This is a genomic window from Gordonia sp. B8661-1, assembly GCF_059427765.1.
The window spans coordinates 673,241-698,685 of sequence record NZ_JCAHRL010000002.1 but is presented as its reverse complement, the minus strand read 5'-3'; the positions used below and the strand labels follow the sequence as shown (position 1 = coordinate 698,685).

At 67.5% G+C, this 25,445-nt stretch carries 22 protein-coding genes and 1 other RNA gene; 10 read left to right on the top strand and 13 right to left on the bottom strand.

Annotation, left to right across the window (positions count from 1 at the left end):
• Positions 1-182 precede the first annotated feature (182 nt).
• Entirely contained in the window at positions 183-1,616 is a 1,434-nt protein-coding gene (gene glnA, locus AC4JJG_RS07325) for a type I glutamate--ammonia ligase (protein ID WP_495400250.1), read from the top strand.
• Between the two features lie 133 nt (positions 1,617-1,749).
• Positions 1,750-1,935, top strand: a complete 186-nt coding sequence (locus AC4JJG_RS07320; protein WP_495400249.1) for a hypothetical protein — start codon at positions 1,750-1,752, stop codon at positions 1,933-1,935.
• Here the strand turns inward: AC4JJG_RS07320 and AC4JJG_RS07315 are convergent.
• Both AC4JJG_RS07315 and AC4JJG_RS07310 read right to left on the bottom strand, forming a co-directional pair.
• Positions 1,932-3,050 (bottom strand): esterase/lipase family protein, encoded by a 1,119-nt coding sequence (locus AC4JJG_RS07315; protein WP_495400248.1) that lies wholly within the window; start codon positions 3,048-3,050, stop codon positions 1,932-1,934. The two genes, AC4JJG_RS07320 and AC4JJG_RS07315, sit on opposite strands and share 4 nt — an antisense overlap.
• A 26-nt stretch (positions 3,051-3,076) precedes the next feature.
• Positions 3,077-4,585: an MFS transporter gene (locus AC4JJG_RS07310; protein ID WP_495400247.1), complete on the bottom strand. Its 1,509-nt coding sequence runs from the start codon at positions 4,583-4,585 to the stop codon at positions 3,077-3,079.
• 97 nt (positions 4,586-4,682) lie between these two features.
• Here AC4JJG_RS07310 and AC4JJG_RS07305 point away from each other — a divergent pair, with 97 nt between their 5' ends.
• Positions 4,683-5,426 (top strand): TetR/AcrR family transcriptional regulator, encoded by a 744-nt coding sequence (locus AC4JJG_RS07305; RefSeq protein ID WP_495400246.1) that lies wholly within the window; start codon positions 4,683-4,685, stop codon positions 5,424-5,426.
• Between the two features lie 100 nt (positions 5,427-5,526).
• On the opposite strand, the gene AC4JJG_RS07300 is transcribed toward AC4JJG_RS07305, so the two are convergent.
• The 4 genes from AC4JJG_RS07300 to glnA (AC4JJG_RS07285) are packed head-to-tail and all read right to left on the bottom strand — an operon-like array spanning position 5,527 to position 11,511.
• Positions 5,527-6,162 carry a biliverdin-producing heme oxygenase gene (locus tag AC4JJG_RS07300; RefSeq protein ID WP_495400245.1) on the bottom strand — a complete coding sequence of 212 codons (636 nt, stop codon included), beginning with the start codon at positions 6,160-6,162 and terminating at the stop codon, positions 5,527-5,529.
• A complete protein-coding gene (locus tag AC4JJG_RS07295) occupies positions 6,159-7,106 on the bottom strand; it encodes an endonuclease/exonuclease/phosphatase family protein (protein ID WP_495400508.1) in 948 nt (315 codons plus the stop codon). The genes AC4JJG_RS07300 and AC4JJG_RS07295 overlap by 4 nt, the downstream gene beginning before the upstream one ends.
• Positions 7,106-10,123, bottom strand: coding sequence for a bifunctional [glutamine synthetase] adenylyltransferase/[glutamine synthetase]-adenylyl-L-tyrosine phosphorylase (locus AC4JJG_RS07290; protein ID WP_495400244.1), 3,018 nt, complete (start codon positions 10,121-10,123; stop codon positions 7,106-7,108). The genes AC4JJG_RS07295 and AC4JJG_RS07290 overlap by 1 nt, the downstream gene beginning before the upstream one ends.
• Before the next feature lie 47 nt (positions 10,124-10,170).
• The gene (glnA, locus tag AC4JJG_RS07285) at positions 10,171-11,511 is read right to left on the bottom strand and encodes a type I glutamate--ammonia ligase (protein ID WP_495400243.1); all 1,341 of its coding nucleotides are present in this window, start codon (positions 11,509-11,511) and stop codon (positions 10,171-10,173) included.
• A gap of 329 nt (positions 11,512-11,840) precedes the next feature.
• On the opposite strand from glnA (AC4JJG_RS07285), the gene panB reads away from it, so the two are divergent.
• The 3 genes from panB to AC4JJG_RS07270 all read left to right on the top strand — a co-directional run bounded on the left by panB (position 11,841) and on the right by AC4JJG_RS07270 (position 15,290).
• Complete coding sequence (gene panB / locus AC4JJG_RS07280) at positions 11,841-12,686, top strand: 3-methyl-2-oxobutanoate hydroxymethyltransferase (RefSeq protein WP_495400242.1); 846 nt, start codon at positions 11,841-11,843, stop codon at positions 12,684-12,686.
• Positions 12,687-12,740: 54 nt separating this feature from the next.
• Complete coding sequence (gene pip / locus AC4JJG_RS07275) at positions 12,741-13,703, top strand: prolyl aminopeptidase (RefSeq protein ID WP_495400241.1); 963 nt, start codon at positions 12,741-12,743, stop codon at positions 13,701-13,703.
• A 90-nt stretch (positions 13,704-13,793) separates the two neighbouring features.
• Complete coding sequence (locus tag AC4JJG_RS07270; protein ID WP_495400240.1) at positions 13,794-15,290, top strand: CYTH and CHAD domain-containing protein; 1,497 nt, start codon at positions 13,794-13,796, stop codon at positions 15,288-15,290.
• Positions 15,291-15,317: 27 nt separating this feature from the next.
• On the opposite strand, the gene AC4JJG_RS07265 is transcribed toward AC4JJG_RS07270, so the two are convergent.
• The 6 genes from AC4JJG_RS07265 to cobC form a co-directional block, all read right to left on the bottom strand.
• A complete protein-coding gene (locus tag AC4JJG_RS07265; RefSeq protein ID WP_495400239.1) occupies positions 15,318-16,751 on the bottom strand; it encodes an RNB domain-containing ribonuclease in 1,434 nt (477 codons plus the stop codon).
• A gap of 34 nt (positions 16,752-16,785) precedes the next feature.
• Positions 16,786-17,209, bottom strand: an RNA gene (gene rnpB / locus AC4JJG_RS07260) — RNase P RNA component class A.
• A 54-nt stretch (positions 17,210-17,263) separates the two neighbouring features.
• Positions 17,264-17,944, bottom strand: a complete 681-nt coding sequence (locus AC4JJG_RS07255) for a histidine phosphatase family protein (RefSeq protein WP_495400238.1) — start codon at positions 17,942-17,944, stop codon at positions 17,264-17,266.
• Positions 17,944-18,681: a zinc ribbon domain-containing protein gene (locus AC4JJG_RS07250; protein ID WP_495400507.1), complete on the bottom strand. Its 738-nt coding sequence runs from the start codon at positions 18,679-18,681 to the stop codon at positions 17,944-17,946. Before AC4JJG_RS07250 ends, AC4JJG_RS07255 begins: the two co-directional genes overlap by 1 nt.
• 133 nt (positions 18,682-18,814) lie before the next feature.
• Positions 18,815-19,930 carry a Nif3-like dinuclear metal center hexameric protein gene (locus AC4JJG_RS07245; RefSeq protein ID WP_495400237.1) on the bottom strand — a complete coding sequence of 372 codons (1,116 nt, stop codon included), beginning with the start codon at positions 19,928-19,930 and terminating at the stop codon, positions 18,815-18,817.
• Complete coding sequence (gene cobC, locus AC4JJG_RS07240) at positions 19,927-20,979, bottom strand: Rv2231c family histidinol phosphate aminotransferase CobC (protein ID WP_495400236.1); 1,053 nt, start codon at positions 20,977-20,979, stop codon at positions 19,927-19,929. Before cobC ends, AC4JJG_RS07245 begins: the two co-directional genes overlap by 4 nt.
• Before the next feature lie 120 nt (positions 20,980-21,099).
• Between cobC and AC4JJG_RS07235 the strand changes: the two genes are divergently transcribed.
• The 4 genes from AC4JJG_RS07235 to AC4JJG_RS07220 all read left to right on the top strand — a co-directional run bounded on the left by AC4JJG_RS07235 (position 21,100) and on the right by AC4JJG_RS07220 (position 24,495).
• Positions 21,100-22,248, top strand: coding sequence for a heme-binding protein (locus AC4JJG_RS07235; protein WP_495400235.1), 1,149 nt, complete (start codon positions 21,100-21,102; stop codon positions 22,246-22,248).
• A gap of 80 nt (positions 22,249-22,328) precedes the next feature.
• Entirely contained in the window at positions 22,329-23,015 is a 687-nt protein-coding gene (locus AC4JJG_RS07230) for an HAD hydrolase-like protein (RefSeq protein ID WP_495400506.1), read from the top strand.
• Entirely contained in the window at positions 23,008-23,487 is a 480-nt protein-coding gene (locus tag AC4JJG_RS07225) for a low molecular weight protein-tyrosine-phosphatase (protein WP_495400234.1), read from the top strand. Before AC4JJG_RS07230 ends, AC4JJG_RS07225 begins: the two co-directional genes overlap by 8 nt.
• Before the next feature lie 36 nt (positions 23,488-23,523).
• Entirely contained in the window at positions 23,524-24,495 is a 972-nt protein-coding gene (locus AC4JJG_RS07220; protein WP_495400233.1) for an SURF1 family cytochrome oxidase biogenesis protein, read from the top strand.
• On the opposite strand, the gene AC4JJG_RS07215 is transcribed toward AC4JJG_RS07220, so the two are convergent.
• A complete protein-coding gene (locus tag AC4JJG_RS07215; protein WP_495400232.1) occupies positions 24,483-25,424 on the bottom strand; it encodes a cobalamin biosynthesis protein in 942 nt (313 codons plus the stop codon). The genes AC4JJG_RS07220 and AC4JJG_RS07215 overlap by 13 nt on opposite strands.
• Between the last annotated feature and the right edge of the window lie 21 nt (positions 25,425-25,445).

The window sequence follows — 25,445 nt, the reverse complement described above, 5'->3', positions numbered from 1 at the left end:
CCTGACTGTCACCCGGCTGACCTGGCTTGAACCGCCCGGACGTGGCAATGTGGCCATCCGGAAGTGTGACGTGTACCAAGGTGGCGCGGTGTAACACAGGGGAAACATAGGCTTGACGCCTGGGCAACGTCGCCTCCATAGGTTTTTGGCTGAGATCCACTCAAGTAAGGAGTCACCGGACGGTGTACAGCAGCAAAGAGGAACTTCTCGAGGGCATCAAGAAAGAAGGTGTCGAATACGTCGACATCCGCTTCTGCGACCTGCCCGGCGTCATGCAGCACTTCTCGATCCCGGCCTCGGCCTTCACCGAAGACGTCTTCGAGGACGGCCTGGCATTCGACGGATCGTCGGTGCGCGGCTTCCAGTCCATCGACGAATCGGACATGATGCTGTTGCCCGACCCGGCAACCGCGCGGATCGATCCCTTCCGCAAGGCCAAGACGATGAACATCAGCTTCTTCGTCCACGACCCGTTCACCCGTGAGGCCTACAGCCGCGACCCGCGGAACGTCGCCCGCAAGGCCGAGGACTACCTGGCCTCCACCGGCGTCGCCGACACCTGCTTCTTCGGCGCCGAGGCCGAGTTCTACATCTTCGACTCGGTGTCCTTCGACTCGCAGATCAACGGCACGTTCTACGAGATCGAGTCGGAGTCGGGCTGGTGGAACACCGGCTCCCCCACCGACCCGGACGGCTCGCCGAACCTGGGTTACAAGGTGCGCCCGAAGGGCGGCTACTTCCCGGTCGCGCCGTACGACCACTACGTCGACCTGCGCGACGAGATGTCGACCAACCTGACCAACTCGGGCTTCGAGCTCGAGCGCGGTCACCATGAGGTCGGCACCGCCGGACAGGCCGAGATCAACTACAAGTTCAACACGCTGCTGCACGCCGCAGACGACGTCCAGCTGTTCAAGTACATCATCAAGAACACCGCGTGGCAGAACAACAAGTCGGTCACCTTCATGCCGAAGCCCCTGTTCGGCGACAACGGTTCGGGCATGCACGCCCACCAGTCGCTGTGGAAGGACGGCAAGCCGCTGTTCCACGACGAGGCCGGCTACGCGGGTCTGTCGGACCTGGCGCGCTACTACATCGGCGGCATCCTGCACCACGCACCGTCGCTGCTGGCGTTCACCAACCCGACGGTCAACTCGTACAAGCGCCTGGTGCCGGGCTACGAGGCCCCGATCAACCTGGTGTACAGCCAGCGCAACCGTTCGGCCTGTGTGCGTATCCCGATCACCGGCAACAACCCGAAGGCCAAGCGTCTCGAGTTCCGTTGCCCGGACAGCTCGGGCAACCCGTACCTGGCCTTCGCGGCGATGATGATGGCCGGCCTGGACGGCATCAAGAACAAGATCGAGCCGCACGAGCCCGTCGACAAGGACCTCTACGAGCTTCCCCCGGAGGAGGCCAAGGGCATCCCGCAGGCGCCGACCTCGCTGTCCGCGGTCATCGACAAGCTCGAAGAGGATCACGAATACCTCACCGCCGGTGGCGTTTTCACCGAGGACCTGATCGAGACCTGGATCTCGCTCAAGCGTGAGAACGAGATCGAACCGGTGCAGATCCGTCCGCATCCGTACGAGTTCTCGCTGTACTACGACTGCTGATCGTCGCAGTCATCCATTCGGCCCGCCCGGCTTCGCGCCCGGCGGGCCGAATGCCGTTCAGGGCTGTGTGCAGTGGCCTACAAAAGGACCAGTTACCCTGTCGCACACCCGTTGTTCCGATTACCGTTACCGCATGCAACGCTCCATTTACGTCGACGACCTCGCACCCGGCGACCGCATCAGCGTCGACGGTCTGCACGGTGTGGTCCGCACGTCGACCCCTGACGGCGACATGCTGACCATCGAACTCGTGAACAGTTCCGATGAGGCACGCGACCGGATCACCTTGGCCCTGGGCACGAAGGTCGACGTCCTCTAGCGCCTGCGATGGTCGTCGACGGCGTCCTCGTCGCGGGCGAACGGTTCGATCAGGGCGGGCACACCGCCGACGCGCTTGAAGGGACCCGCACCGAAGAACGGCGGGACGAAGTCGCAGGGCACGACATGTTTCGCGTGATCGTCGAGTGCGTTGAGCACGAATGCGGCGGCGCGCCGGGATCCGCAGATCGCCAGGTGGTCGCTGAAGTCGATCCGGCAGCCGTCCTGCACCACGATGTTGGTGACCGATCGGTCGGGGCCGCCGGGTACCTGGCCGCTCGTGTACGGCCGGACGAATTCGTCGTATTCGGTCGAGATGTTGGTGTACTCGATGCCCGGTAGGTAGGGCCCGCCGTCGGCGTTGATTTTCGCGATGAACTCCGATCCGGCGGCCATCTCCGGCGCCGCGTAACACGGCAGAATCCTCGACGGATCGAGACCGAAGCGCAGATTCAGGAATCGGACGACGCCCTGTGTACGAGTGAAGGCGGTGGTCCCCTCCCAGAGCGGCGCGAGTGACACGTACTTGCGGATCTTGTCCGCACCGCCCAGGTACTTCGCCCAGTAGGCGGGCACCAGAGTGCCCTGCGAATGTCCGACGACATCGATCTTCTCGGCCCCGGTGGCGGCGAGGACCTTCTCCGCGAAGACCCCGAACTCGACGGCGCTGTCCTCGATCGGTTGCATGCCACCGAGTGCCGACAATGGCCACGACGCCCCGGGGATCGCCCCGTATGTGAGGGTGAAGACCGAGAAACCGGAATCGGTGAGCAGCGGCACGTAGGTGCCCCAATTCGTCTGGGCGCCACCACCGGTGCCGTGCACCAGGATCACCGGATTCGGGTGCACCGGCCCGGGCGGGACATCCCAGAGATTCGCGCCGGGCAACGTGCCGCCGGGATTGCGGATCTCCGGTTCGATTCCGGAGAAGAAGTCGTAGACCACCTTGTGGTGATCCTCCTCCGCGGACCCGAAGTGGAGATCGAGCACTCGCTCCGGCAGACGTTCGATGACGGACTCCGCAACGGTGAGTCCCGGGGTGATCACCTTCTGCCCCACCCGCAGCGGCAGGGTGAGCGCGTCGCCGAGGAGCCTGCCGAATGGATTCTCCCGCATGGCTGTCAGGGTAGCGATCCACCCGATCAGCCACCGACGGGCACGTCGCCGTCGCGTGTCGCGGACACCGAGCGCTCCCGGAGTGCCCACACCGCAACCATCGCGGTGGCCAACAGGACGGCGGCACCCACCCACGCCGCGACGGTCAGTCCGTCGACGAACGATGCCCGTGCGGCGTCCATCAGTCGCGCAGCGTGGTCTGGCGCCAGGTGCGGCGCCGTTGCCACCGCACCCGCGAGGCTCCGGCGCGCCTCGCCGCCGGCCCCGACGTCCGGGAACGTGGCCCGGAAGACCGCGTTGACGATGCTGCCCAGCACCGCGATCCCCAGTGCGCCCCCGAGCTCGCTGGTCGTCTCCAGCAGACTCGAGGTGGCTCCGGCCCGATCGGCGGGTGCCACGGCGAGCACATAGTCGGCGACCATCGATGTGGTGCCCACGATGCCCGCGGCCAGCAAGGCGGCTCCGGTAAGCACCGACACGAGGGACGACGGCCCGGTCATCGTTGCCAGGACGATGAATCCCGTTGCACCGACCAATAATCCGACCACGATGACCTTCGGCCGTCCGACGCGTGTTGACGCTGCGGCGGCGGTCGGCGCCGCTGCCGCGACGACCACGGTCGGCGCGAGACTCCACAAGGCGGCGCGCAACGGCGAGTAGCCGAGCACCGACTGGAGGTACTGCGTCATCAGGATCGCGTTGCCCACCAAGGCGAACATGCAGATGAGATTCGTCCACACGGAGACACCGAACCGCCGTTCCGACAGGAGCCCGAGGTCGATCATCGGGTCCACGGCTCGACGCTGCCGGAGCACGAACACCATCCCGACAACCAGTCCCCCGAGGAGCATGAGACCGCTCGGCACCGACCATCCGTCGGCGGCCAGATCCTTGATCGCCGCGATCACCGGCAGCAGGGTTCCCAGTGCCAGCACCGCACTGATCGCGTCGATGCGCCGTCGCGGGTCACCGGTGTCGCCGGGTAGCACCATCGGTGCCGCGATCATCAGCGCGACCATCACCGGGATGTTGATCAGGAACACCGATCCCCACCAGAAGTGTTCCAGCAGAAGACCACTGATGATCGGTCCGACCGCGACTCCCCCGGCCATGACGGCGTTCCAGGTGGCGACCGCAGCGGTGCGTTCCCTCTCGTCGTCGAAGATGTGCCGGATCATTGCGAGTGTTGACGGCATCAGGGTGGCGCCGGCGATCGCGAGCAGTGCCCGCGCACCGATCAGCATCGTCGCCGACGTCGAGTACGCGGCCAGCAACGACGCGAGACCGAACCCGACCGCACCGATCATCAGCAGGAGCCGATGCCCTATCCGGTCGGCCACCGACCCCATCGTGAGCAACAGGCCGGCGAGCACGAACCCGTATACGTCGAAGATCCACAACTGTTGCTGCGGTGTCGGCCCGAGGTCTTTCGCGATGTCCGGCACGGCGAAGAACAGCACCGATACGTCCATCGACACGATGAGCATCGGCAGACACAACACGATCAGCCCGGTCCACGGTGAACGTCGCCCCATAGCCCCCAACTCCTTTGTGTATTACGTAGACTGTTTACTTGCTACGCAGATTAGGACTTAACTGCGTATCACGCAAGCAGTTAGTAGAGTGGTCGTCATGTCGTCCCCGTCCGATCGCCGCGACCAGGCGATTCCGCGCTATGTGTCGCTGCTGTGGGGTCGCGAGGACCCGACACCACGCCGCGGCCCGCGCCCCACGCTCACCATCCGCGACATCGGAACGGCTGCCGCAGCCATCGCCGACGAGCACGGCCTCGACGCGGTGTCGATGAAGGCGATCGCCACGCGACTCGGGCTCACCACGATGTCGCTCTACCGCTACGTGGACAGCAAGGACGACGTCATCGACGTCATGCTCGACACCGCCATCGGCAGGCCCGCGGCCGGCCTCACCGACTCCGGCACGTGGCGGGAGCGGGTCACCGCATGGGCTCTCGCGATGGCCGGGGTGTTGCGGGAACGACCGTGGCTGGCGGCCGTGAGCATGTCACGGCCGCCGGTCGGTCCGAACACGATGGCGTGGACCGATGCGGGAGTTCGCGCCTTCGAGGACACGGGCCTCCCGGCACCGACGACGATGAGCGCCCTCCTGCTGGTGGACGGCTTTGTGCGCCAACACGTTCGGCTCGCCAGTCAAATGGGCATGCTCGGTGATACCTCCGGCGACCACTCGTACGAGACGACCGTCGCCGCGTTGGTCGACCCGGAAAGCTATCCATCGCTCGCGGAGGCGGTCGCCGCACCGGAATTCGCCGCCGACGACGACTTCTTCCCGACACAACTCGACTTCGGACTCACCGTGATCCTCGACGGCATTGCCGCCCTGATCGATCGGACCTAGTCCGCTTCCCGCCTCGATACGCGTTCCCGCGTACCGGCAAACCATCTCCCGATGGTCGAGTAGGCCGCGAGCGGAGCGAGCCGCCGTATCGAGACCTCGCTCAGGCGGCGAGTGCCTCGAAGAGGCCCTCATTGTGACCGAAGGCCGCGACGGCTTCCTCCAGAAGTGCCTCGACCTGCTTCTCGTCGAGCGGCAGGGCGTCGAGGGTGTCGCGGTAGGAGTCCTTGTAACGCTTGAGCTTGTCGATGTCGTCGAACGTGTAGAAGGCGAGCGAGTCGTCGGTGAGGCCGTAGTGCAGCTTCATCCGGCTCCGGATCACCTGTCCCCCACTGAGATCACCCAGATAGCGCGTGTAATGGTGTGCCACGAACCGAGCCGGATCGGTGCGCGTCGACTCGATGGCCGCGACGTAGGCCGCGACGGCGGGCAGCGGCTCGATCGCCGCGGGATCGGAACCCAGCGCGACGAGGTCGGACTCCAGATGTCCGAGCCTGCGCAGACGTTCGTCGACGACCACCCCGGCGACCGGGTCGTCCGCGAGGTCGTCGGCCACGGATTCCAGGGCGCGATAGATGAAGTACAGTTGCTCGGCCATCCGGCGGTATGCATCCGCGTCGAGGCGGCCGGACATCAGATCGTCGACGAAGTCGGCCCCCTCGGCACGCTCGTGCGCGACGGCGGTGGCGGCGCGGAGACTGTCGGATATCGACGGGCGGGTCTGCGGAGTGATCGTCATGATGCCACCAGTGTTACCACCAGAGTCCGGTGATCGGTACCCGGCATGTCGTACGCGCGCACCGATGTGGCCACGAACCCGCGACTGATCACGTGATCCAGTGCGAGATAGGGCTGTCCGAATGTCTTGTCCGTCGGATAGGTCGGCACGAATCCCGCGCCCGCCTGGTCCGTCGCATCGACGATCCCGTCCCGCAACAGAGCCCGGTAACGGGCCTGATCCCAGGTGGAGTTGAAGTCGCCGACGGCGATGAGCGGGCCCGGCGGCAGGTCGTGGAGATATGACCGGAGCAGGTCGATGTCGGTCCTCCAACCCTGCGTCCTGCCGCGGAGCGGCGCGGCCGGATGCACGGCCACGACGCGGGTGCCGGGCGCACCCGCAAGATCGGTCTCGGCCTTCAGATTCTTCAGAATCGTGTTCGGGATGGCCACCTGACCGGCGAGCGGGGTCTTGCTGAACAACGCGGTACCGACGGCCCACGGACCGGGTACCGAGAAGTCGTGCGGCAGTTGCCGGGCAATCGGGCTGTCGCGCAACCGTTGCAGCGCCTCCGGTGTCACCTCCTGGAACGACACCACATCGGCATCGACGTCGGCGATGAGACGCGACAACGCATCCATGTCGGCGCCGCCGAAGAGCACGTTGGCCGACACGACGGTGATCTCCTCGCCCGCGGGCGCGGTCTGCGCCCGCCACAGCGGTACCTGGGTGTAGACGAGCCCGAGCGTCACCAGGACCGCGACACCGGTCAGCACCCAGTGCCGTCCGGTCGCGAACAGCACGATGGCCAGCACCGCGGGCACGATCGCGAAGGGCACCGCCGCGCTCGCGTACAACGCGACCTGCCCCTGCGAATTGTGGAAGTGCAGCCAGATCGCCACGGCCGCGGCGGCGACGAGGGCCAGACCGACGATGAGCAGCACGACCCGGAGAATGCGGCCGATCACGCGCCGAACACCGTCTGCACGACTGCCTTCGCGCGACGGGTGACCCGCAGGTAGTTCTCGAGGAATTCCTGGGCCTGATCCTCCGGCCATCCCGCCGCATAGGCAACAGCACGCAACTGTTTGCCGGGTCCCGGCAATTGATCGACCGGCTTCCCGCGAACCAGCACGAGCGCGTTACGCGCCTGGGTGGCCGTCAACCATGCCTCCTTGAGCAGTCCGACATCGCTCTCGCTGAGCAGTTCCGCCGCCCCGATCGCGTCAAGAGTTTGCAGCGTAGACGTATTATGCAGCGTTTCGTATTTGTGCGCGTACCTCAATTGAATGAGTTGCACGGTCCATTCGATGTCGGCCAGCCCGCCGCGGCCCAGCTTCGTGTGCGTCGCGGGATCGGCACCGCGCGGCAGGCGTTCGGAATCCACCCGGGCCTTGATCCGCCGGATCTCCTTCACCGCGTCCGCGGACACCCCGCCGTCCGGGTAACGGATGCGATCGGCCATGTGCAGGAAGTCGATACCGAGGTCGTTGTCGCCGGCCACCTGGTGGGCCCGCAGCAGGGCCTGGATCTCCCACGGCTGCGCCCACTGCTCGTAGTACGACGCGTACGCCGCGAGCGTCCGGACCACCGGGCCGTTACGTCCTTCCGGCCGAAGTCCGGTGTCCACCTCGAGCGGCGGGTCCTCACTCGGCGTGCCGAGCAGGGTGCGCACCTTCTCCGCGATGGTCTGTGACCATCGCACCGCCTCGGTCTCGTCTGCGCCGGGTTCCGGCCTGCACACGAACAGCACATCCGCGTCGGAGCCGTAGCCGAGTTCGCCACCACCGAGACGTCCCATGCCGATGACCGCGATGCGGGCCGGCGCCGGTTCCCCGCGCTCCCGTTCGGAATCCGCGATCACGACGGTCAGCGCGGCGTTGAGAACGGCGGCCCACACACTGGACAGCGCCGCGCACACCGTCGGTACGTCCATCATCCCGAGAATGTCCGCCGATGCCACACGCGCCAGTTCGAATCGCCGGTGCGCGCGGGCCACCGAGATCGCCCGCTTCAGGTCCTTCTGCCGCACCATCGACGCGATGAGACCCTTGGCGACGTCCTCCGGCTGCACCTCGCACAGCTTCGGCCCGTTCGCGCCGTCCGAGTACAGGTGGATGACCTCGGGCGACCGCATCAGCAGGTTCGCGATGTACTCCGAGGTACCGAGGACGTGCATCAGACGCTCGGCGACGACCCCGTCGTCGCGGAGCAACCGGATGAACCAGTCGGCATCGTCCATCACGTCGCAGAGCCGCCGGTAGTTCAGCAGACCGGCGTCCGGATCCGGGGTGGAGCTGATCCACTCCAGCAACGACGGCAGGATGAGCAGCTGGATCTGCCCCCGACGTCCCGGCGCGGATGCCAGCGCACGGATATGGGCAAGTGCCCGTTCGGGTTTCGCATACCCCAGGGCGGCCAGCCGACGTTCGGCGGACTTGTCGGAGAGCGTGAGTTCGTCGGCGTTGAACCGGGTCGCGGCCTCCAGCAGCGGCCGATAGAACAGCTTCTCGTGGAGCCTGCGGATGCGCGCCTTCTGCTTCTTGAGTTCGTCGCGCAACACCCCGGTCGCATCGAGTTCGCCCTGCTGACGAACATGCGCGGCCCGCGCGAGCCAGCGCATGTTCTCCTCGTCGTCGAATGCGGGCAGCAGATGCGTACGGGCCAGCTTCTGCAACTGGAGTCGATGCTCGAGCAATCGCATGAACTGGTACGACGCCTTGAGATTCGCACCATCGTCCCGGCCGACGTATCCGTTGGCGGTCAGCGCCGTGAGCGCATCGACCGTCGACTTGACGCGCAGTTCCTCGTCGACGCGTCCGTGCACCATCTGGAGCAGCTGCACCGCGAACTCCACGTCACGCAGGCTGCCGCTGCCCAGCTTGAGATTACGGTCCCGAAGCTCTTCGGGGACAAGTGATTCCACCCGGCGACGCATCGCCTGCGTCTCCGGGACGAAATCCTCGCGTTCGGCCGCGGTCCACACCATCGGCCCGACGGCGTCGATGTACTCCTGCGCCAGCGCCATGTCCCCGGTCATCGGGCGCGCCTTGAGCAGCGCCTGGAACTCCCAGGTCTTCGCCCACCGCTTGTAGTACGCCACATGCGATTCCAGCGTGCGGGTGAGCGCGCCCGCCTTGCCCTCGGGACGAAGGGCGGCGTCGACCTCGAAGAAGGCGAGGGAGCCGACCCGCATCACCTCGCCCGCGATCCGCGCGGCCGTGCCGTCCGCGGGCTCACTGACGAAGACCACGTCGACATCGGACACGTAGTTCAGTTCGCGCGCACCACATTTGCCCATTGCGATCACCGCCAGACGCACGGTCAGCGGATCGTCGCCGAAGACCTCGCGGATCGCGACCGCCAGCGCCGCGGTGAGTGCCGCGTCGGCGGCGTCCGCGAGATACGCACCCACCTCGGGCAGATACATCACCGGCTCGTCCTCGACGGTCGACGCCACATCGTGCGCGGCCAGCTGCAGCAGAATGCCGCGGTAGGCGAGGCGCAGGGCGATGACCGCCTGCGGACCCGCGAAGCCCGCACGGTAGAGCTTGTCGCCCTGTTCCAGCGAACCGGGTTCCGGCACCGCGTCCACCGCGCCGAGCAGACGGTGGTACACCTCGTCGACGGTCGGCAGTGTCGCAGGAATCAGCAGACGCCAGTCCGACGGCTCGGCGGCCAGGTGATCACCCAAGGCGTCCGACGCACCGAGAACGGCGAACAGCCTGCCCCGGAAACCCCGGTCGGTGCGGAGCAGTCCGTCGATCTCCGACCAGTCGGACTCCCCCGCCGCCTCGCGCAGACGCATCAGTGCCCGCAGGGTCAGATCCGCGTCGGGTGAACGCGAGAGCGACCACAGCACATCGATCGAGTCGTCGCCGGTCCAGCCCAACTCCGCCAGATGGTCGGTCGCCTCCGCCTCGAGCAGGCCGAGCCGGCCCACACTCGGCACGGCGCCGCGTCGTCGATGTGGTGATGTCACAGGGGAAATCTAGCCCGAAACCACGGCGATGAGAGAGCGGGGCGCGGTCAGAGAGGCAAGTAGCTCTTCAACTCGAACGGGGTCACCAGGCTCCGGTAGTTGTTCCACTCGGTCCACTTGTTCCGCAGGAAGTAGTCGAAGACGTGCTCGCCGAGCGCTTCGGCGACCAGCTCCGACTTCTCCATCTCGTGCAGGGCCTCGGCGAGGCTGCCCGGCAGTTCCCGGTAACCCATGGCGCGTCGCTCGGCCGGCGTCAACGCCCAGACGTCGTCCTCGGCCTCCTCCGGAAGCTCGTACCCCTCCTCGATGCCCTTCAGTCCGGCGGCGAGCAGGACGGCGAAGGTCAGATACGGGTTGCAGGCCGAGTCGGGACTGCGCACCTCGATGCGGCGCGACGACGCCTTGTTCGGCGTGTAGAGCGGCAGCCTGACGAGCGCGGAGCGGTTCGCTCCACCCCAGGTGGCGGCTGTCGGAGCCTCTCCGCCGTGGATCAGACGCTTGTAGGAGTTCACCCACTGGTTGGTGACCGCGGAGATCTCACTGGCGTGGTGCAGGATTCCCGCGATGAACTTCTTGCCGGTCTCCGACAGCTGCATCGGGTCGTCGGGATTGTGGAACGCGTTGAGGTCGCCCTCGAAGAGGCTCATATGCGTGTGCATCGCCGAACCCGGATGCTCGCTGAACGGCTTGGGCATGAACGTCGCCCAGACGCCCTCGTTGATCGCCACCTCCTTGATGAGGTAGCGGAACGTCATCACGTTGTCGGCCATGGACAGTGCGTCCGCGTAGCGCAGGTCGATCTCCTGCTGCCCGGGTGCGCCCTCGTGGTGGGAGAACTCCACGGAGATGCCCATCGATTCGAGAGCCTCGATGGCGTGCCTCCGGAAATTCGGGGCGGCGTCGTGCACGGCCTGATCGAAATAGCCGCCGCTGTCCGCGGGGGTCGGCACGCTGCCGTCCAGCGGCGCGTCCTTGAGGAGGAAGAACTCGATCTCCGGGTGCACGTAGCACGTGAAGCCCTGGTCCGCGGCCTTGTTCAGCTGCCGCCGCAGCACATGCCGGCTGTCGGCCCAGCTCGGGGTGCCGTCGGGCATCGCGATGTCGCACAGCATGCGTGCCGAATGATGACGACCGGTCGAGGTGGTCCACGGCAGGATCTGGAACGTGGACGGGTCCGGCTTCGCCACGGTGTCGGCCTCCGACACCCGCGAGAAACCCTCGATGGCCGAGCCGTCGAATCCGATCCCCTCCGCGAACGCACCCTCGAGTTCGGCGGGGGCGATCGCCACGGATTTCAGATAACCGAGAACGTCGGTGAACCACAGCCTCACGAATCGGATGTCGCGCTCTTCGAGTGTCCGCAGCACGAATTCCTTTTGGCGATCCATGTCCCGGACACTAGAAGCGGCCTGTTAAATCTGTGTTACGTCCATGATTCAGGCGTGATATCCAGCGGAAACACCGCCCGTTGTCCAGTATGTGGGATCGTCCGAGTGCCTTCCCGCTCAGGCATTCCTCTTCCGCTTATTGGATCCAATAAGCGGAAGGGAGAGCGGCGAGCGGGAAGGGAACCGATTCCTCGCACTCACGACCCGACTGACCGGCGATGATGTGAGCAACGACATAGCCGCAGGTGGACCGACCGGTGCGAGAATGAGGCGGTCCCCACCAACCCGGGTACCTGCGACGCAGGACTCGAGGCAGAAAAGAGACAACCATGTCCGATACCTCGGTGTACGGCGGCGCGACCTCCGCGGACAGCGCTCCGCGACGTCAGACCCGCATCCAGCATCTCGCGAAGATGAAGAGCGACGGCGAGAAATGGTCGATGCTCACCTGCTACGACTACTCGACCGCGCGGATCTTCGATGACGCGCAGATCCCCGTTCTCCTCGTCGGCGACTCGGCCGGCAACGTCGTCCTCGGTTACGACACCACCATCCCGGTGTCCCTCGACGAGATGATCATGATCGGCCGGGCGGTCGTCCGCGGCGCCCCGCACGCACTCGTCGTCGTCGACATGCCGTTCGGCAGCTACGAGGTCTCGCCGCAGCAGGCCCTCGAATCGGCCATCCGGATCTTCAAGGAAACCGGCGCCCACGCGGTGAAACTCGAAGGCGGAGAACGCGTCGCCGAGCAGATCGCCGCCATCAGCGCCGCGGGCATCCCGGTGATGGCCCACATCGGATTCACCCCGCAGAGCGTCAACGGCCTCGGCGGCTACCGCGTCCAGGGCCGCGGCGACGGCGCCGACCAACTGGTCGCCGACGCGATCGCGGTCCAGGAGGCGGGCGCCTTCTCGGTCGTCATGGAAATGGTGCCCTCCGACGTCGCCGGCCAGATCACCCGCAAGCTGACCATCCCGACGATCGGTATCGGCGCGGGCAACGAGACCGACGCACAGGTACTGGTCTGGCAGGACATGTCCGGCCTGACCCACGGCAAGACCGCGAAGTTCGTCAAGCGGTTCGCCGATGTCGGCACCGAACTGCGTTCGGCCGCAGAACAATACGCCGACGAGGTCCGTCGAGGAACGTTCCCGGGTCCCGAACACGGCTACTGACCGGTTCCGCACCGGCTCACCGCATGGCCCCACCTCGCGAACTAGGGTGGGGCCATGCGTGATTTGTACCCGCCGATCGAACCGTACGACCGCGGGCATCTCGATGTCGGCGACGGCCAGCAGATCTACTGGGAGACCTCCGGCAATCCGGACGGCAAGCCTGCGGTGTTCGTGCACGGTGGACCCGGCGGCGGCACCAGCCCTGATCAGCGCCGCTTCTTCGACCCGGCGCGCTATCGCATCGTGCTGTTCGATCAGCGCGGCTGCGGGCGATCCCGTCCACATATCGCCGACGGTGCCGATCTCGGTGTGAACACGACTCCGCACCTGATCGCCGACATGGAGACGCTCCGCAACCACCTGGGCATCGATCGGTGGCAGGTCTTCGGCGGATCGTGGGGTTCCACACTCGGATTGGCCTACGCCCAGGCCCATCCCGACCGGGTGACGGAACTGGTGCTGCGTGGCATCTTCCTGCTGCGGCGCAGTGAGATCGACTGGTATTACAACGGCGGCGCCTCCCACATCTACCCCGATCTGTGGGAGTCCTACCTGGCTCCGATACCGCCCTCCGAACGCGACGGCGACCTGGTGGCCGCCTACCATCGCCTGCTCACCTCGGACGACGCCGATGTCGCACAGTCCGCCGCGAGTGCGTGGACCGGCTGGGAACAGAGCACGAGCCATCTGCTCCCGCATCCGAACGCCGACGCCGGCGATCCACGCTTCGACCTCGCGTTCGCGTCCATCGAGAATCACTACTTCGTGAATCACGGCTTCCTGACCGACGGACAGTTGCTCGCCGACATCGACCGGATCGCCCACCTTCCCGGAGTCATCGTGCAGGGCCGCTACGACGTCGTGTGCCCGGCACGCAGCGCGTGGGACCTGCATCGCGCCTGGCCGTCGGCCGACCTGCACATCGTCGACGACGCCGGGCATTCGGCGTTCGAACCCGGGATCGTCCATCACCTGATCGAGGCGACCGACGCCTTCGCGGACCGCACATCGAACTGATCGGGAATCCCGGTGGAGCACTAGACTTCGGATGACAGGTGCTCCGGCGACGCGTTCGCCGGGGTACGTCGGGACGACAGGAGGACCGTGGTGCCCGCATCCGAACAGATCGAGATCGAGCTGAAGTTCGATGTGGACGCCGGAACCCCCGTTCCGGATCTCCGTGCACTGCCGGGTGTGGTGAGCGCGACCGAGCCGGAGACCTTCACCCTGGACGCCACCTACCTCGACACCGAAAACCTCGATCTGGCAGGCAACCGGATCACCCTGCGGCGACGCCATGGCGGCCACGACTCCGGCTGGCACCTCAAGCGCCCCACCACGGTGCCCGGCGCACGACGCGAGTTGCAGGTGGACTTCGACGACGCACCCGCCGATGCCGGTGTGCCGGAAGCACTTCTGACACAGGTGATCGCGCTGACGCGTAATCGTCCGCTTCTCCCCGTGGCCTCCATCTCGACACGCCGCACCATCACGGTGCTGCTCGGTCCGGACGATCGCCGGCTCGCCGAATTCGCCGAAGATCACGTCACGGCCCGCTCCCTGCTGCCCGGTGGAGCGGTACAGGAGTGGGCGGAGTGGGAGTTCGAGTTGCTCGACGCCCCGCATCCCGGCCGTCTGCGCAAGGCCGCCGAGAAGGTACTGCGCGCCGCGGGCGGCCGTACGGCGTCGTCGGCGTCGAAGCTGGCGCGAGCCATCGGATCGACCCCGACCGTGGGCGAGCCACACCTGGGCCGCCGTCCCACCGCGCTGGAACTCGTGGTGACCGACGTCGCGATCCATCGCAACTCCCTGATCACCTATGACCCGCTGGTGCGCGTCGACGCGTACGACGCGGTGCATCAGATGCGCGTGGCGTGCCGTCGGCTGCGGAGCATCTTCTCCGGATTCCCCACGGTTCTGGATGCCGATCGAACCGCACATATCAGCAGCGAATTGCAGTTGCTGGCACGGATTCTCGGCGATGCCCGGGACTCCGAGGTGCAGTTGGAGATCGACACGACGCTGCTGCACTCGGAGAACGCCTCCGAGGAATTGATCGCGGCCCTGGCGGGTACCGAGACCGCCAAACACGACCACGCCGTTCGGGCCGCGCACGTCGCGATGAACTCCGACCGGTACTTCGCTCTGCTCGACGCCATCGACGAACTGATCGTCGCACCGCCGCCCGGACCCGACGCCGAACGCGACGCGAACACCGCGGTGGACAAGGCGATCGACAAGGGCCGCAAGCAGATCCGTAAGGCGCAGCAGCACCTGGCGTCGCTGTCCGAGGGCTCCGACGAGTGGGAGGAGCAACTCCATACGATCCGGAAACGTGCGAAGAAGCTGCGTTACAGCACGGATGCGGCGGCTCCGCTGGGTCGCAAGAAGGACCGCAAGATCGCGCGCGTGGCCAAGGACATCCAGTCCGCACTGGGCGATGTGAACGACACGCGGATCAATCGGGCCCGGCTCGCCCAGATCGCGGCCTCCGGCACGCTCTCCGGCCCGGACATGTTCGTCCTCGGCCGCATCGATCACCGCCAGCAGGCCGACGGCGAGCGCGCCCTCTCCGCGTATCGCCGGGCCGCGTCGGACCTCTGAGTCGAGTCACTCCCGGCGCAGCGACGGTCAGGCCGGAGCGAACAGCACCGTTCGGTTCTGTGGATCGGCGGTCCGCACGGTGACGCGGACCTTCTGCCCCTGCTCCGGTGCACCGTCACAGCGGGCGATCACCGCGATCTCCTCGACGAAGATCTCGGCCGGACGGTTCTCGGTCGCACCGTGCAACACCACCGCGTCGAAGGTCTCCCCCACCCGATCGGCCAGCAGCACCGACTCCGCCAGGTCCACACTCGCGCGTTCGGCCTTGGCGGACAACGAATCCGCGGAACGCAGAAGTTTCGGCAACGTCGGCAGCGCGGTTCGCACCCACTCGGGTACGGCCCGGCCCGCGGACACCGCGAGGCACACCTCGGTGCCGAAACGGTCACCGAGGCGACGCAACGGTGCGGTGACGTGCGCGTACAGGCCTGCGATCGCGGCGTGCCGCATCTGATCATCCGACGGTTCCGGGACCTCGCCGCTCTTCGCGTCCGGGACGCCCAGCGCGAGGTAGTCGGCGCCGCGCATGAGCGTCGCGCCCGCGGTCATCAGGGCCAAGGTGCTCGGTGCGTCCTGTGGCAGTCCGGCCAGGAACTCGCCGGGGGTCGCCCCGTCCGGCCACCCGACGCCGAGGGTCGACGCCGACAGTCGTAGCGCGCGTACCGCATCCGGATCGGCCGGCGGCAAGGTCCGGAGCAGACCGATCCCCGCATCGGCCATGATCCGCCCCGCACACATGCCGGTGAGCAGGGACAGGTGCGAGTTCCACATGTCGGCCGGGGTATGCGGCGCCAGCCGAAGGACCCAGGCGCCGTTCGCATCCCGGGCCACCTCCTGATCCGGCAGGTCCAATTCGACCGCTCCGCGATCGAGGGCCACCCGCTGACGCAACTCACCGAAGGCCGGCAGTGCCGCGATCGAGGGATGCAGCCGACCGGCGGCCGCGTCCGCGGATACGCCCGCGTAGTCGAGCTTGGCCACCGAACGGATTCGTGCGCGGCGAACCGCGACATCGGCCACCTCGCCGTCCGGGGTGACGCGGATGGTCCACAGCACGCAGGGCCGCACCTCGTCGGGCAACAACGAACCCGCGCCCTCGGACAGGGACCGGGGATGCAGCGGCACCGACCGATCCGGGAAATAAATGGTCGTCCCGCGCCGCCTGCTCTCCTGATCCAGCGCACCTCCGGGCTCGATGAGTGCCGCGACATCCGCGATCGCGTAGTTCACCACGAAGCCGTCGGCGTCGGCGGTGATGTGCACGGCCTGGTCGAGATCCATCGACGTCGGCGGATCGATCGTCACGAAGGGAAGATCGGTGCGATCCTCGCGGTCGTCGGCGAATCGGTCGGACGCGTTGTCCGCCTCCGCCTGGGCCTGCGCGCCGTAATCCTCACTGACACCGAGTTCGGTACGAATCGCGTCGAAGTCAATCTCGGGGGCCGACAGTATCCGCTGCACGACCCGACCCTAGCGTCATGCGTCGTCGATGGGGCGAACGAGCCGGCGTGTAAGCCGGATCCTGTACCGGTCCGCAAGGGACCGGTGGCGACCATCCATCTGGGTACACCGTCGCCGGGTACCTCTAGCGGCCTACCCGCGCGCTCGGGCGAGCAGCCCTCGAACACGCGCGCACGTGCACTCCGGATCGCTCCGCGTGCACGCTTCGGCCTTGCTCCGGGTGGGGTTTACCGAGCCGGCACGGTCACCCGTGCCGCTGGTGCGCTCTTACCGCACCGTTTCACCCTTACCGGCCCGACGGATCGGGCAGGCGGTCTGTTCTCTGTGGCACTGTCCCGCGGGTCACCCCGGGTTGCCGTTGACAACCACCCTGCTCTGTGGAGTCCGGACTTTCCTCGGCGCCCGGCGTGTCCGGATGACCGGACCGTTCCGTGCGCCGCGGCCGCCCGGCCGACTCGTTCGCGCATACCAGGATAGCCGTGCCGGATCCGGGATCGGCCGAAGAGGGCAGGTCAGGCCAGATGGGATGTGTCGTTCACGAGCCGCACCACCGAGCCGCCGTCCGGGTAATACTCGGCGATGGACAGCGAGGCCAGGTCGAGGTGGAGCCGGAACAGCAACTCGGGTCCCGCGCCGAGGGCGTCGCGCAACATCGACTTGATCGGTGTCACATGCGACACGACCAGCACCGTCTGTCCCGGATACCGTTGCAGCAGATCATTTTTCGCAGCGACGACCCGGTCGGCCACAGCGGCGAAGCTCTCGCCGCCCGGCGCCGGGATGTCGGTGTCGGACAGCCACTGTCGATGCAGCTCGGGATCCCGCTGGGCCGCTTCGGTGAAGGTCAGCCCCTCCCACGAACCGAAGTCGGTCTCGATGAGACCGTCGTGGGTGGTCACCGGAAGACCCGCCCGCACGCCGACGGCCCGCGCCGTCGCCTGCGCCCGCTCGAGCGGTGATGCGACGATCGCAGCGATGTCCACGGCCGCGCGGTCGATGTCCCGTGCCAGCCGGGCGGCGGCGGCCGCGGCCTGTCCGGCACCGAATTCACTGAGCTCGGGATTGCCGCGTCCGGAGTATCGCCGGTCGACCGACAACGCGGTCTGTCCGTGCCGCAGCAGGAGCAGCCGGGTCGGCTCGGCGCGCTGCCCCTGCCAGGTCGGACTCTTGGCCGACGCGTCGGTGCCCGTCATCAGATCCCGGACTCCGCCGTCCGCACCAGGATCGCGCCGCATTCCTCGCAGCGGACCACCGCGTCGGCGGGCTTGGCCGCGATGCCCGCGATGGTTCCCCGGTCCAGTTCCATCCGGCAGGCGCCACATCGGCGGGCCCGCAACAGTCCGGCGCCGATCTTGCCGCCTGCGCGCTGCTTGTCGTACACGGCCAGGAGTTCGGGAACGATCTCGGCGGCCAATGCGTCTCGCCGTTCACTCGTCGTGGCGACCTCGGCCTCGATCGCCGACAGCGACGCCGTCCGGCGTTCGCGTGCAGCGGACTTCTCGGACTCCAGGTGTTCGATCGTCGCGGCGGCGCGCTGCCGTTCCGCCGTCAAAGCCTCCTGCTGTTCCATCACGGCGAGAAGGTCCTCTTCCAGCCCCGATCGCCTGCGGGCCAGCCCCGACAGCTCGTGCTGCAACTCCGAGAGCGCCTTGGGCGCGAGTCCTCCGGCCTCGAGCAACGCGGAGTCCTTCGCCTCACGCGTGGCCATACCGGTGACCTCGCTGTCGATGCGCTTGTACTCGCGCTCGAGGTCTTCGGCGGAGATCTCCGCGCGGACCACGTCGTCACGCGCCGCATCGGTCCGGGTGGCGAGGTCGCTGAGCTCCGCATCCTCCGGCAGGTGGGTACTGCGGTGATGGAGTCTCGCGAGTTCGGCATCGGCGTCGGCGAGATCCAGCAACAACCGCTGGGTTCCGGCATCCACATTCACGACGTCCACCTCCGAGGTGCTCTTCACCACTCGTCATCACTCTGCTGTTCTCGATGCGTTTCGCCGTCCGGCACCGGCGCATCGCCCGGGCGTTCCCCATACGGTACGCGGTCGCCCCGGGCGCCCGCCGCGGTCAGCCCGCGGCGTGCACCGTGAACGGATCGGTCGGTTGCCCGTATACGGATGCGGGGACGCCGAGTGTTTCCGTGATGAGCCCGGCCGCCTGTGCACACCAAGGGAATTCGGTGGCCCAGTGGCCTGCGTCGAGCAGTGCCGGACCGCCCCGGCGCAATGATTCGTCGACCGGATGATGGCGCAAGTCGCCGGTCAGGTACGCGTCCACCCCCGCCGCGGCGACCGCGTCGAGCAACGAATCCCCGGCACCTCCGCACACCGCGACCGCCTCGATCATCCGATCGGGATCACCGGCCGCCCGCACACCCGACGGTCCGCCGAGACGGGTGGCGGCCGACTCCGCGAACCGACGGACGGTCATGGGTCGCGTGAGGGTGCCCATCCGCCCCAGCCCCGTCTCACCGTCGGTCTCCGCGAGTTCCAGGATGTCGAACGCCGGTTCCTCGTAGGGGTGCGCCGCGCGCAGTGCCGCGAGCACCGACGAGCGCAATCGACGGTCCGCGACCATTTCCACGCGATCCTCGTCGACGCGCGTCCGCTCGCCGATCTGCCCGATCGCCGGATTCGCCGCGTCCTGTGCCTCGAACTGCCCGGTGCCCACCACCGACCACGAACAGTCGCGGTACTCGCCGATGGCGCCGGCGCCCGCGGCGAACATCGCCTCGGTGACCTGCTCGGCGTTGCCCTCCGGCACCATCACCACCCACTTGTCCATGGGCGCAGCCGGTTTCGGGTCGATGGGTACGGTGCCGACGATGTCCAGCAGGTCGGCCAGCGCATCCGATACCCCCGGCCGCGCGCTGTCGGCATTGGTGTGGGCGCTGAACAATCCGATACCCGCACGGATGAGTCGGTGCACGATGCGGCCCTTGGCCGTATCCGCGGACACGCTGTCCACTCCCCGCAGCAGCAACGGGTGATGCGCGACGATCAACTGCGCACCGTCCGCGACCGCGGCGTCCACCACGTCGTCGGTGACGTCGACGGTCACCAGTACCGACGACACCTCCTCGGCGGGATCACCGCACACCGGCCCCACCGAGTCCCACGACTCGGCGAGCCGTCGTGGATACGCGCGATCGAGGACCGCGATCACCTCGGCACCCGTCGTCATCGTCTGGTCTCCTCTCCGGCTCGTCCGAGCGCATCGATCAGGGCGGTGGTCGACGGCTCGCCGCGGACGGCGAGCCGGATGTGGTCCTCGTCGAGGCCGACGAAATTGGCGGCGCTGCGCACCGCGAACCCCAGGTCTCGCAGTCGTTCCTTGACGCGGAGTGCGTCGGGCACCCGGATCAGCACGAAGGAGGCCGCAGGCGTCGCGCACACCTCGATCCCGGCCGCGGTGAGTGCGTCGATCATGACCACGCGCTCGGCGGCCACGGCGCGTGCCTGCTCGTGTGCGTAGGCGACTCCGGCATCACCGGCACATTCCGCGAGGGCCGTCAGCGCCAACGTGCCCAGGGGCCACGGCCTGCGTCCGACGACGAGCCGGGCGATAACGTCCGGTGATGCCAGAAGATAGCCGGCACGCAGGCCCGCGAGCCCGAAAGTCTTTGTCACACTCCGAATCACGATGACGTCGTCATACCGGTCCCCTGCCAGCGACTCCGGTTCGAACCGGCCCGCCTCGCCGACGGTGACATCGGCGAAGGCCTCGTCGACGACGACCGTCCGCCCCGGTCGTCGCAGGGCCGTGATCGCACTGGCGGGATGCAGCACGGACGTGGGATTGGTCGGGTTGCCGACGACGACCAGGTCCGCGTCCCGCGGCACCACCGCCGGCTCCAGGGTCCACGGTGCCGAGAGCTCGACATCGGTGATCGGGATGTTCGCGGCACGCAACGCCAGTTCGGGTTCGGTGAACGACGGCTGGATCAGCGCCGCATGCGCCGGTCGCAACCGCGGGAGCAGTTCGAATCCCTCGGCGGCACCGGCCAGCAGCAGCACCTCATCGGCACCGCGCCCATGCAGGCTCGCGATGGCGTCGACCGCGCGCCGCTCGTCGCTCGCCGACGGGTAGGCACCGAGATCGGGCAACCGCGCGGCGAGCGCGTCCCTCAGGAACGCGGGCGGACCGCCACGCACATTGACGGCGAAGTCGATCAGGCCGGGTTCGGCATCGGCATCGCCGTGCCGATGACGTGCGAACAGCCTGGATGTCATGGGCCACAAGCCTACTGTCACCTCGTCGGCGACCCACGCCCGATCGTGTCGACGGACTGCGGAGCACCCACAACCGATGTTTTCATGGTCAGTGGGCCGGGACGAAACCGAGGAGATCCCATGCCCGTGCCATCGGTCCGGTACAGCCCGGAGAATGACGACGTCCTCCGTGACCTGGGACTGCTGCGGGAGATGGTGGGATCGTGGCAGGGCACCGGGTTCAACCTGATCGCACGCCCGGATTTCGAGGGGCACTCCAATCTGTATCTGCAGCTCAACCGGACGCAGGAGACCTTCGACGTCACGGCCGTCGGCTCCCCGATCCCCAACCGGGCCTGCGGATGCGATGACATCGAGCTCACCGGCGCCACCTACCTGCACAAGGTGCGCGACCGCACGACCCACGGCGCCCTGCACATCGAGCCCGGGATGTGGATGCTGCAACCGCCGGCCGGCTACCCCGACGAACATCCTCCGGCCGACGGACAGATCGTCTACCGCATGGCATCGATCCCGCACGGCAACACGGTGCTCGCGCAGGGAGCGGCCGTACCGTTCGGGAGCGGTTCACCGACGCTGCCCACCGCGGACGTCCCCTACGCGTTCTCCAGTTTCCTGTCCTTCAACAGCACTCCCATCACGGCCGTCGAACCGCCCGCGGTCGCGATCATGAATGCGGCCGGATCGTCGGAGGCCGGCACGTCACGCACCGATCACCTCAAGCCGTTCGCGCAATACGACCTGTCCGTGCCCGCGTCGGCGGACAATCCGCGAACCCCTTATGCGACACAGCCTCCGGAGCCTCCGCTGCCCGACAGCATCGACGGGGTCCCCATGCAGACGATCATCAATGATCCGATCACCCTGCTGCAGGCCGAGGTCCGCAGCCAACTCGCCGACGGCTATTCGTTCGAGGGCGTGGCCATCAACGTGATGACCCAGGAGAAGGTCGGCTTCCGGCGGCATGTGAACGATCCGTACGGCCCCTCGGTGACCGTCGCCCCGCCGAACGCCGCAGGCGGGGTCACCAACACGCCGTTCCTCTCCGGTGGTCGCACTCCCGGCGACATGGGTCCGAACGCGGAGGCCTCGCTGGTGTACGCGACCTACTGGCTGGAGAAGCTCACCCATCCCGATCATCCGCCGGTCATGCAGTTGCAGTACGCCCAGATGACCGTCCTGAACTTCGAGATCCTCCTCATGCCGGATCAGGGCATCATCGGCTGGCCACACATCTCGGTCGCCACCCTTCGCAAAGCGTTCTCCTGACGGGTGGTCAGCCCGGATGCGGCCGCCCCGGAACGGCCGTGCACGATGAACGGGTGACCGATACGCCCGAAACCACCGCCGTGCGCACCGCGACCGACCCGGCAGATCCGGCCACAACCCTGCTGGTCGACCTGGACGGCACGATCACCGACAGCTTCGCCGGGATAGCCAACAGCTTCCGGCACTCCCTCGCGGCGGTCGGCGCGCCACCGCCGCCGGACGACCTGGTAGCAGGCATCGTCGGCCCACCGATGATCGACACGCTGCGCTCGATCGGGCTCGACTCCGCGGCGGTCGACGACGCGATGCGCGCCTACCGCGAGCGCTACACCACGATCGGCTGGCTGGAGAACGCGGTCTTCGACGGGATGGCCGCATTACTCGCCGACCTGACCGCTGCCGGACGTACCCTCGCTCTCGCCACATCGAAGAACGAGACCACCGCGCGGGCCATCCTCGAACATTTCGGCTTGACCGGTCACTTCCAGGTGATCGCCGGCGCCAGCGACGACGGCAGCAGGCGCACCAAATCCGATGTCATCGCCCATGCCCTGGCCGGACTCGGTCTCGATGCGTCGTCGGTCGGTTCGGCCACTGGCCGGCCGGTGGTGATGATCGGCGACCGCGCCCACGATGTCGAGGGCGCTGCCGAATTCGGGATCCCGGCGATCCTCGTCGGTTGGGGCTATGCTCTGCCCGGGGAAGACCCGGCGGCGGCATGGCGCGCCGACTCGGTCCACGATTTGCGTGAGGTACTCGGTGTCTGAACAACTACACGTCTGTTTCGTGTGCACCGGCAATATCTGTCGGTCGCCCATGGCCCAGAACATCTTTCGATCAGCGCTCGACGAGGCGGGACTCTCCGACGCGGTGCGCGTCACCAGTGGCGGTACCACCGGCTGGCACAGCGGCGACCCGGCGGACAATCGGGCGCGCACCGAATTGCTGGCCCACGGATACTCGGACTCACACGTCGCGGCGCAACTCTCGCCGGTGCACTACGACGCGGATCTGTTCGTCGTCGCCGACTCGGGACATGTACGGGATCTCGAGCGCAAACGGCTCGGCGACCGCGTCCGGCTGCTGCGCAGCTTCGACCCGTCCGTCGACGAGGACGACCTCGAACTCGCCGACCCCTACTACGGGACCGGTGATGACTTCGCGGCGACCCGGGAACAGATCGAGGCCTCGATACCCGGACTGCTCGCGTGGGTCCACGCCGAGCTCGCCGACCGCTGACCACGACGACCGTCGGCTCCCCGGTACGGTTGAGGGGTGCATCTCGTCCGAACATTCCTGCGACCCGGGTGGATCGTCCTGGGCATCGTGGTGGTGGCGTTCGCCGCACTGTGCTTCAGCCTGTTGGCCCCGTGGCAACTCGGGAAGAACTCGTCGACCCAGCACCGCAATGAGCTAATCAAGACGGCGATGGCCACCCCGGCCGCGCCGCTGGGCGACGTGGCACCCTCCGGCGCCCCGTTCGCGGCGGATACCGAATGGCGAGAGGTGACACTGACCGGTCGTTATCTGACGGACCGGCAGATCCTGGTCCGATTGCGATCAGCCGAGGAGCGTCCCGCGATCGAGGTGCTCACCCCGTTCGTCACCTCCGACGGCGCACGCACCGTGCTCGTCAATCGGGGCTTCGTCCGGCCCGACCAGAACGCGATTCCGGACATCACGCCCGCCCCCTCCGGGGAGACGACGATCACCGCACGCATCCGGCGCAGCGAGGGCACCAGTCCCGAGCGTGGTGCCCACACCGAGGCAGGGACCCTCGCCGTCTACACCATCGACCCCTCGGAGGTGTCCCGGGCGACCAACCTGACTCTGGACCCGTTCTACCTGCAGCTGTCACCGGATCAGCCGGGCTCCCTCGGGGAGATCGCCGTGCCGCAGCTGGATTCCGGCCCCTACCTCTCCTACGGCCTCCAATGGCTGGCCTTCGGCATCATGGCTCCACTTGGTGCCGCCTACTTCATCTATTCGGAGATCCGTCAGCGCCGCCTCGCCCGCGCTGCGGCCGCTTCCGCCCCGGACGAGGGCGGCTCCGATACGACGACCGGAGATCGGACCAACCCGGCGCCCACCGCACCGATGCGACGCAAGGACCGTGTACGGGCCGATCTGCAGCGCGCGGGCACGGCGAGCGGAACGCGACAGCGTCACCAGATCGGCTCCCGGCCCAACGCCGAGAACACCTCCGACGACGTTCGCACCAAGCTCGCGGAACGCTACGGCGACTGACGCGTACCTCCGCCGCGCCGACGACAGAACGCCACCGTCACCGCCGCGATCGCGGATGCGGCCTGCACGCGTGACGACAGGCGGGCTCCCCTGCGCAGGTCCGCGGCCACCGGCGCGGGGCCCGAGCCGAGCCGGGGCCGGTTCTCGACGCCGTGGGGATAGTCGGTCCGACCGCCCAGCGTCACACCGAGGGCACCGGCGAAGGCCGCTTCCACGACCCCGGCATTCGGACTCGGATGCTTCGACGCGTCGCGCCGCCACGCCGTCCACACCTCCCCTGCATCGCCACTGATCCCGGCGACCATCAGCCCGGTCACGCGCGCCGGAACGAGATTCGCCACGTCGTCGAGACGTGCTGCGGCCCAGCCGAATCGGCGATAACGCGGGTTGCGGTATCCGACCATGGCGTCGAGGGTGTTGATCGCCCGGTAGGCGATCAGTCCGGGTACGCCGGCCACGGCACCCCAGAACAGGGGGGCGACCGTTGCGTCCGAGGTGTTCTCCGCGATGGATTCGAGTGCGGCACGAGCGATTCCGGATTCGTCGAGAACCGACGGATCACGTCCGCACAGGCTGGGCACCAGTGCCCGGGCTCCGTCGAGATCGCCTGCGTCGAGCACGTCGGCCATCTGTTCCCCGACCCGGACCAGCGTCGTGCCACCGAGCACCGACCAGGTCACCGCCGCGACGATCCCGGTGCGCGCCACGACATTCGAGAGCTGCCCGGCACCGGCTCCGACTCCCAGCGCACCGAACACCACGCCCCCGGCGAACAGGCTGCCCGCCACCCGGGAATCGCGATACAGCACCCGTTCGGCGGCACCGGCGATCCGGCCGAGTCCGGCCACCGGGTGACCGCGCCGCGGGTCGCCGACGACCCGGTCGGCGAGGAAGCCGAGAGCGAGTCCGGCCGCGAGGTCTGTACGCACGGGCCGATGGTAGCGACCGAG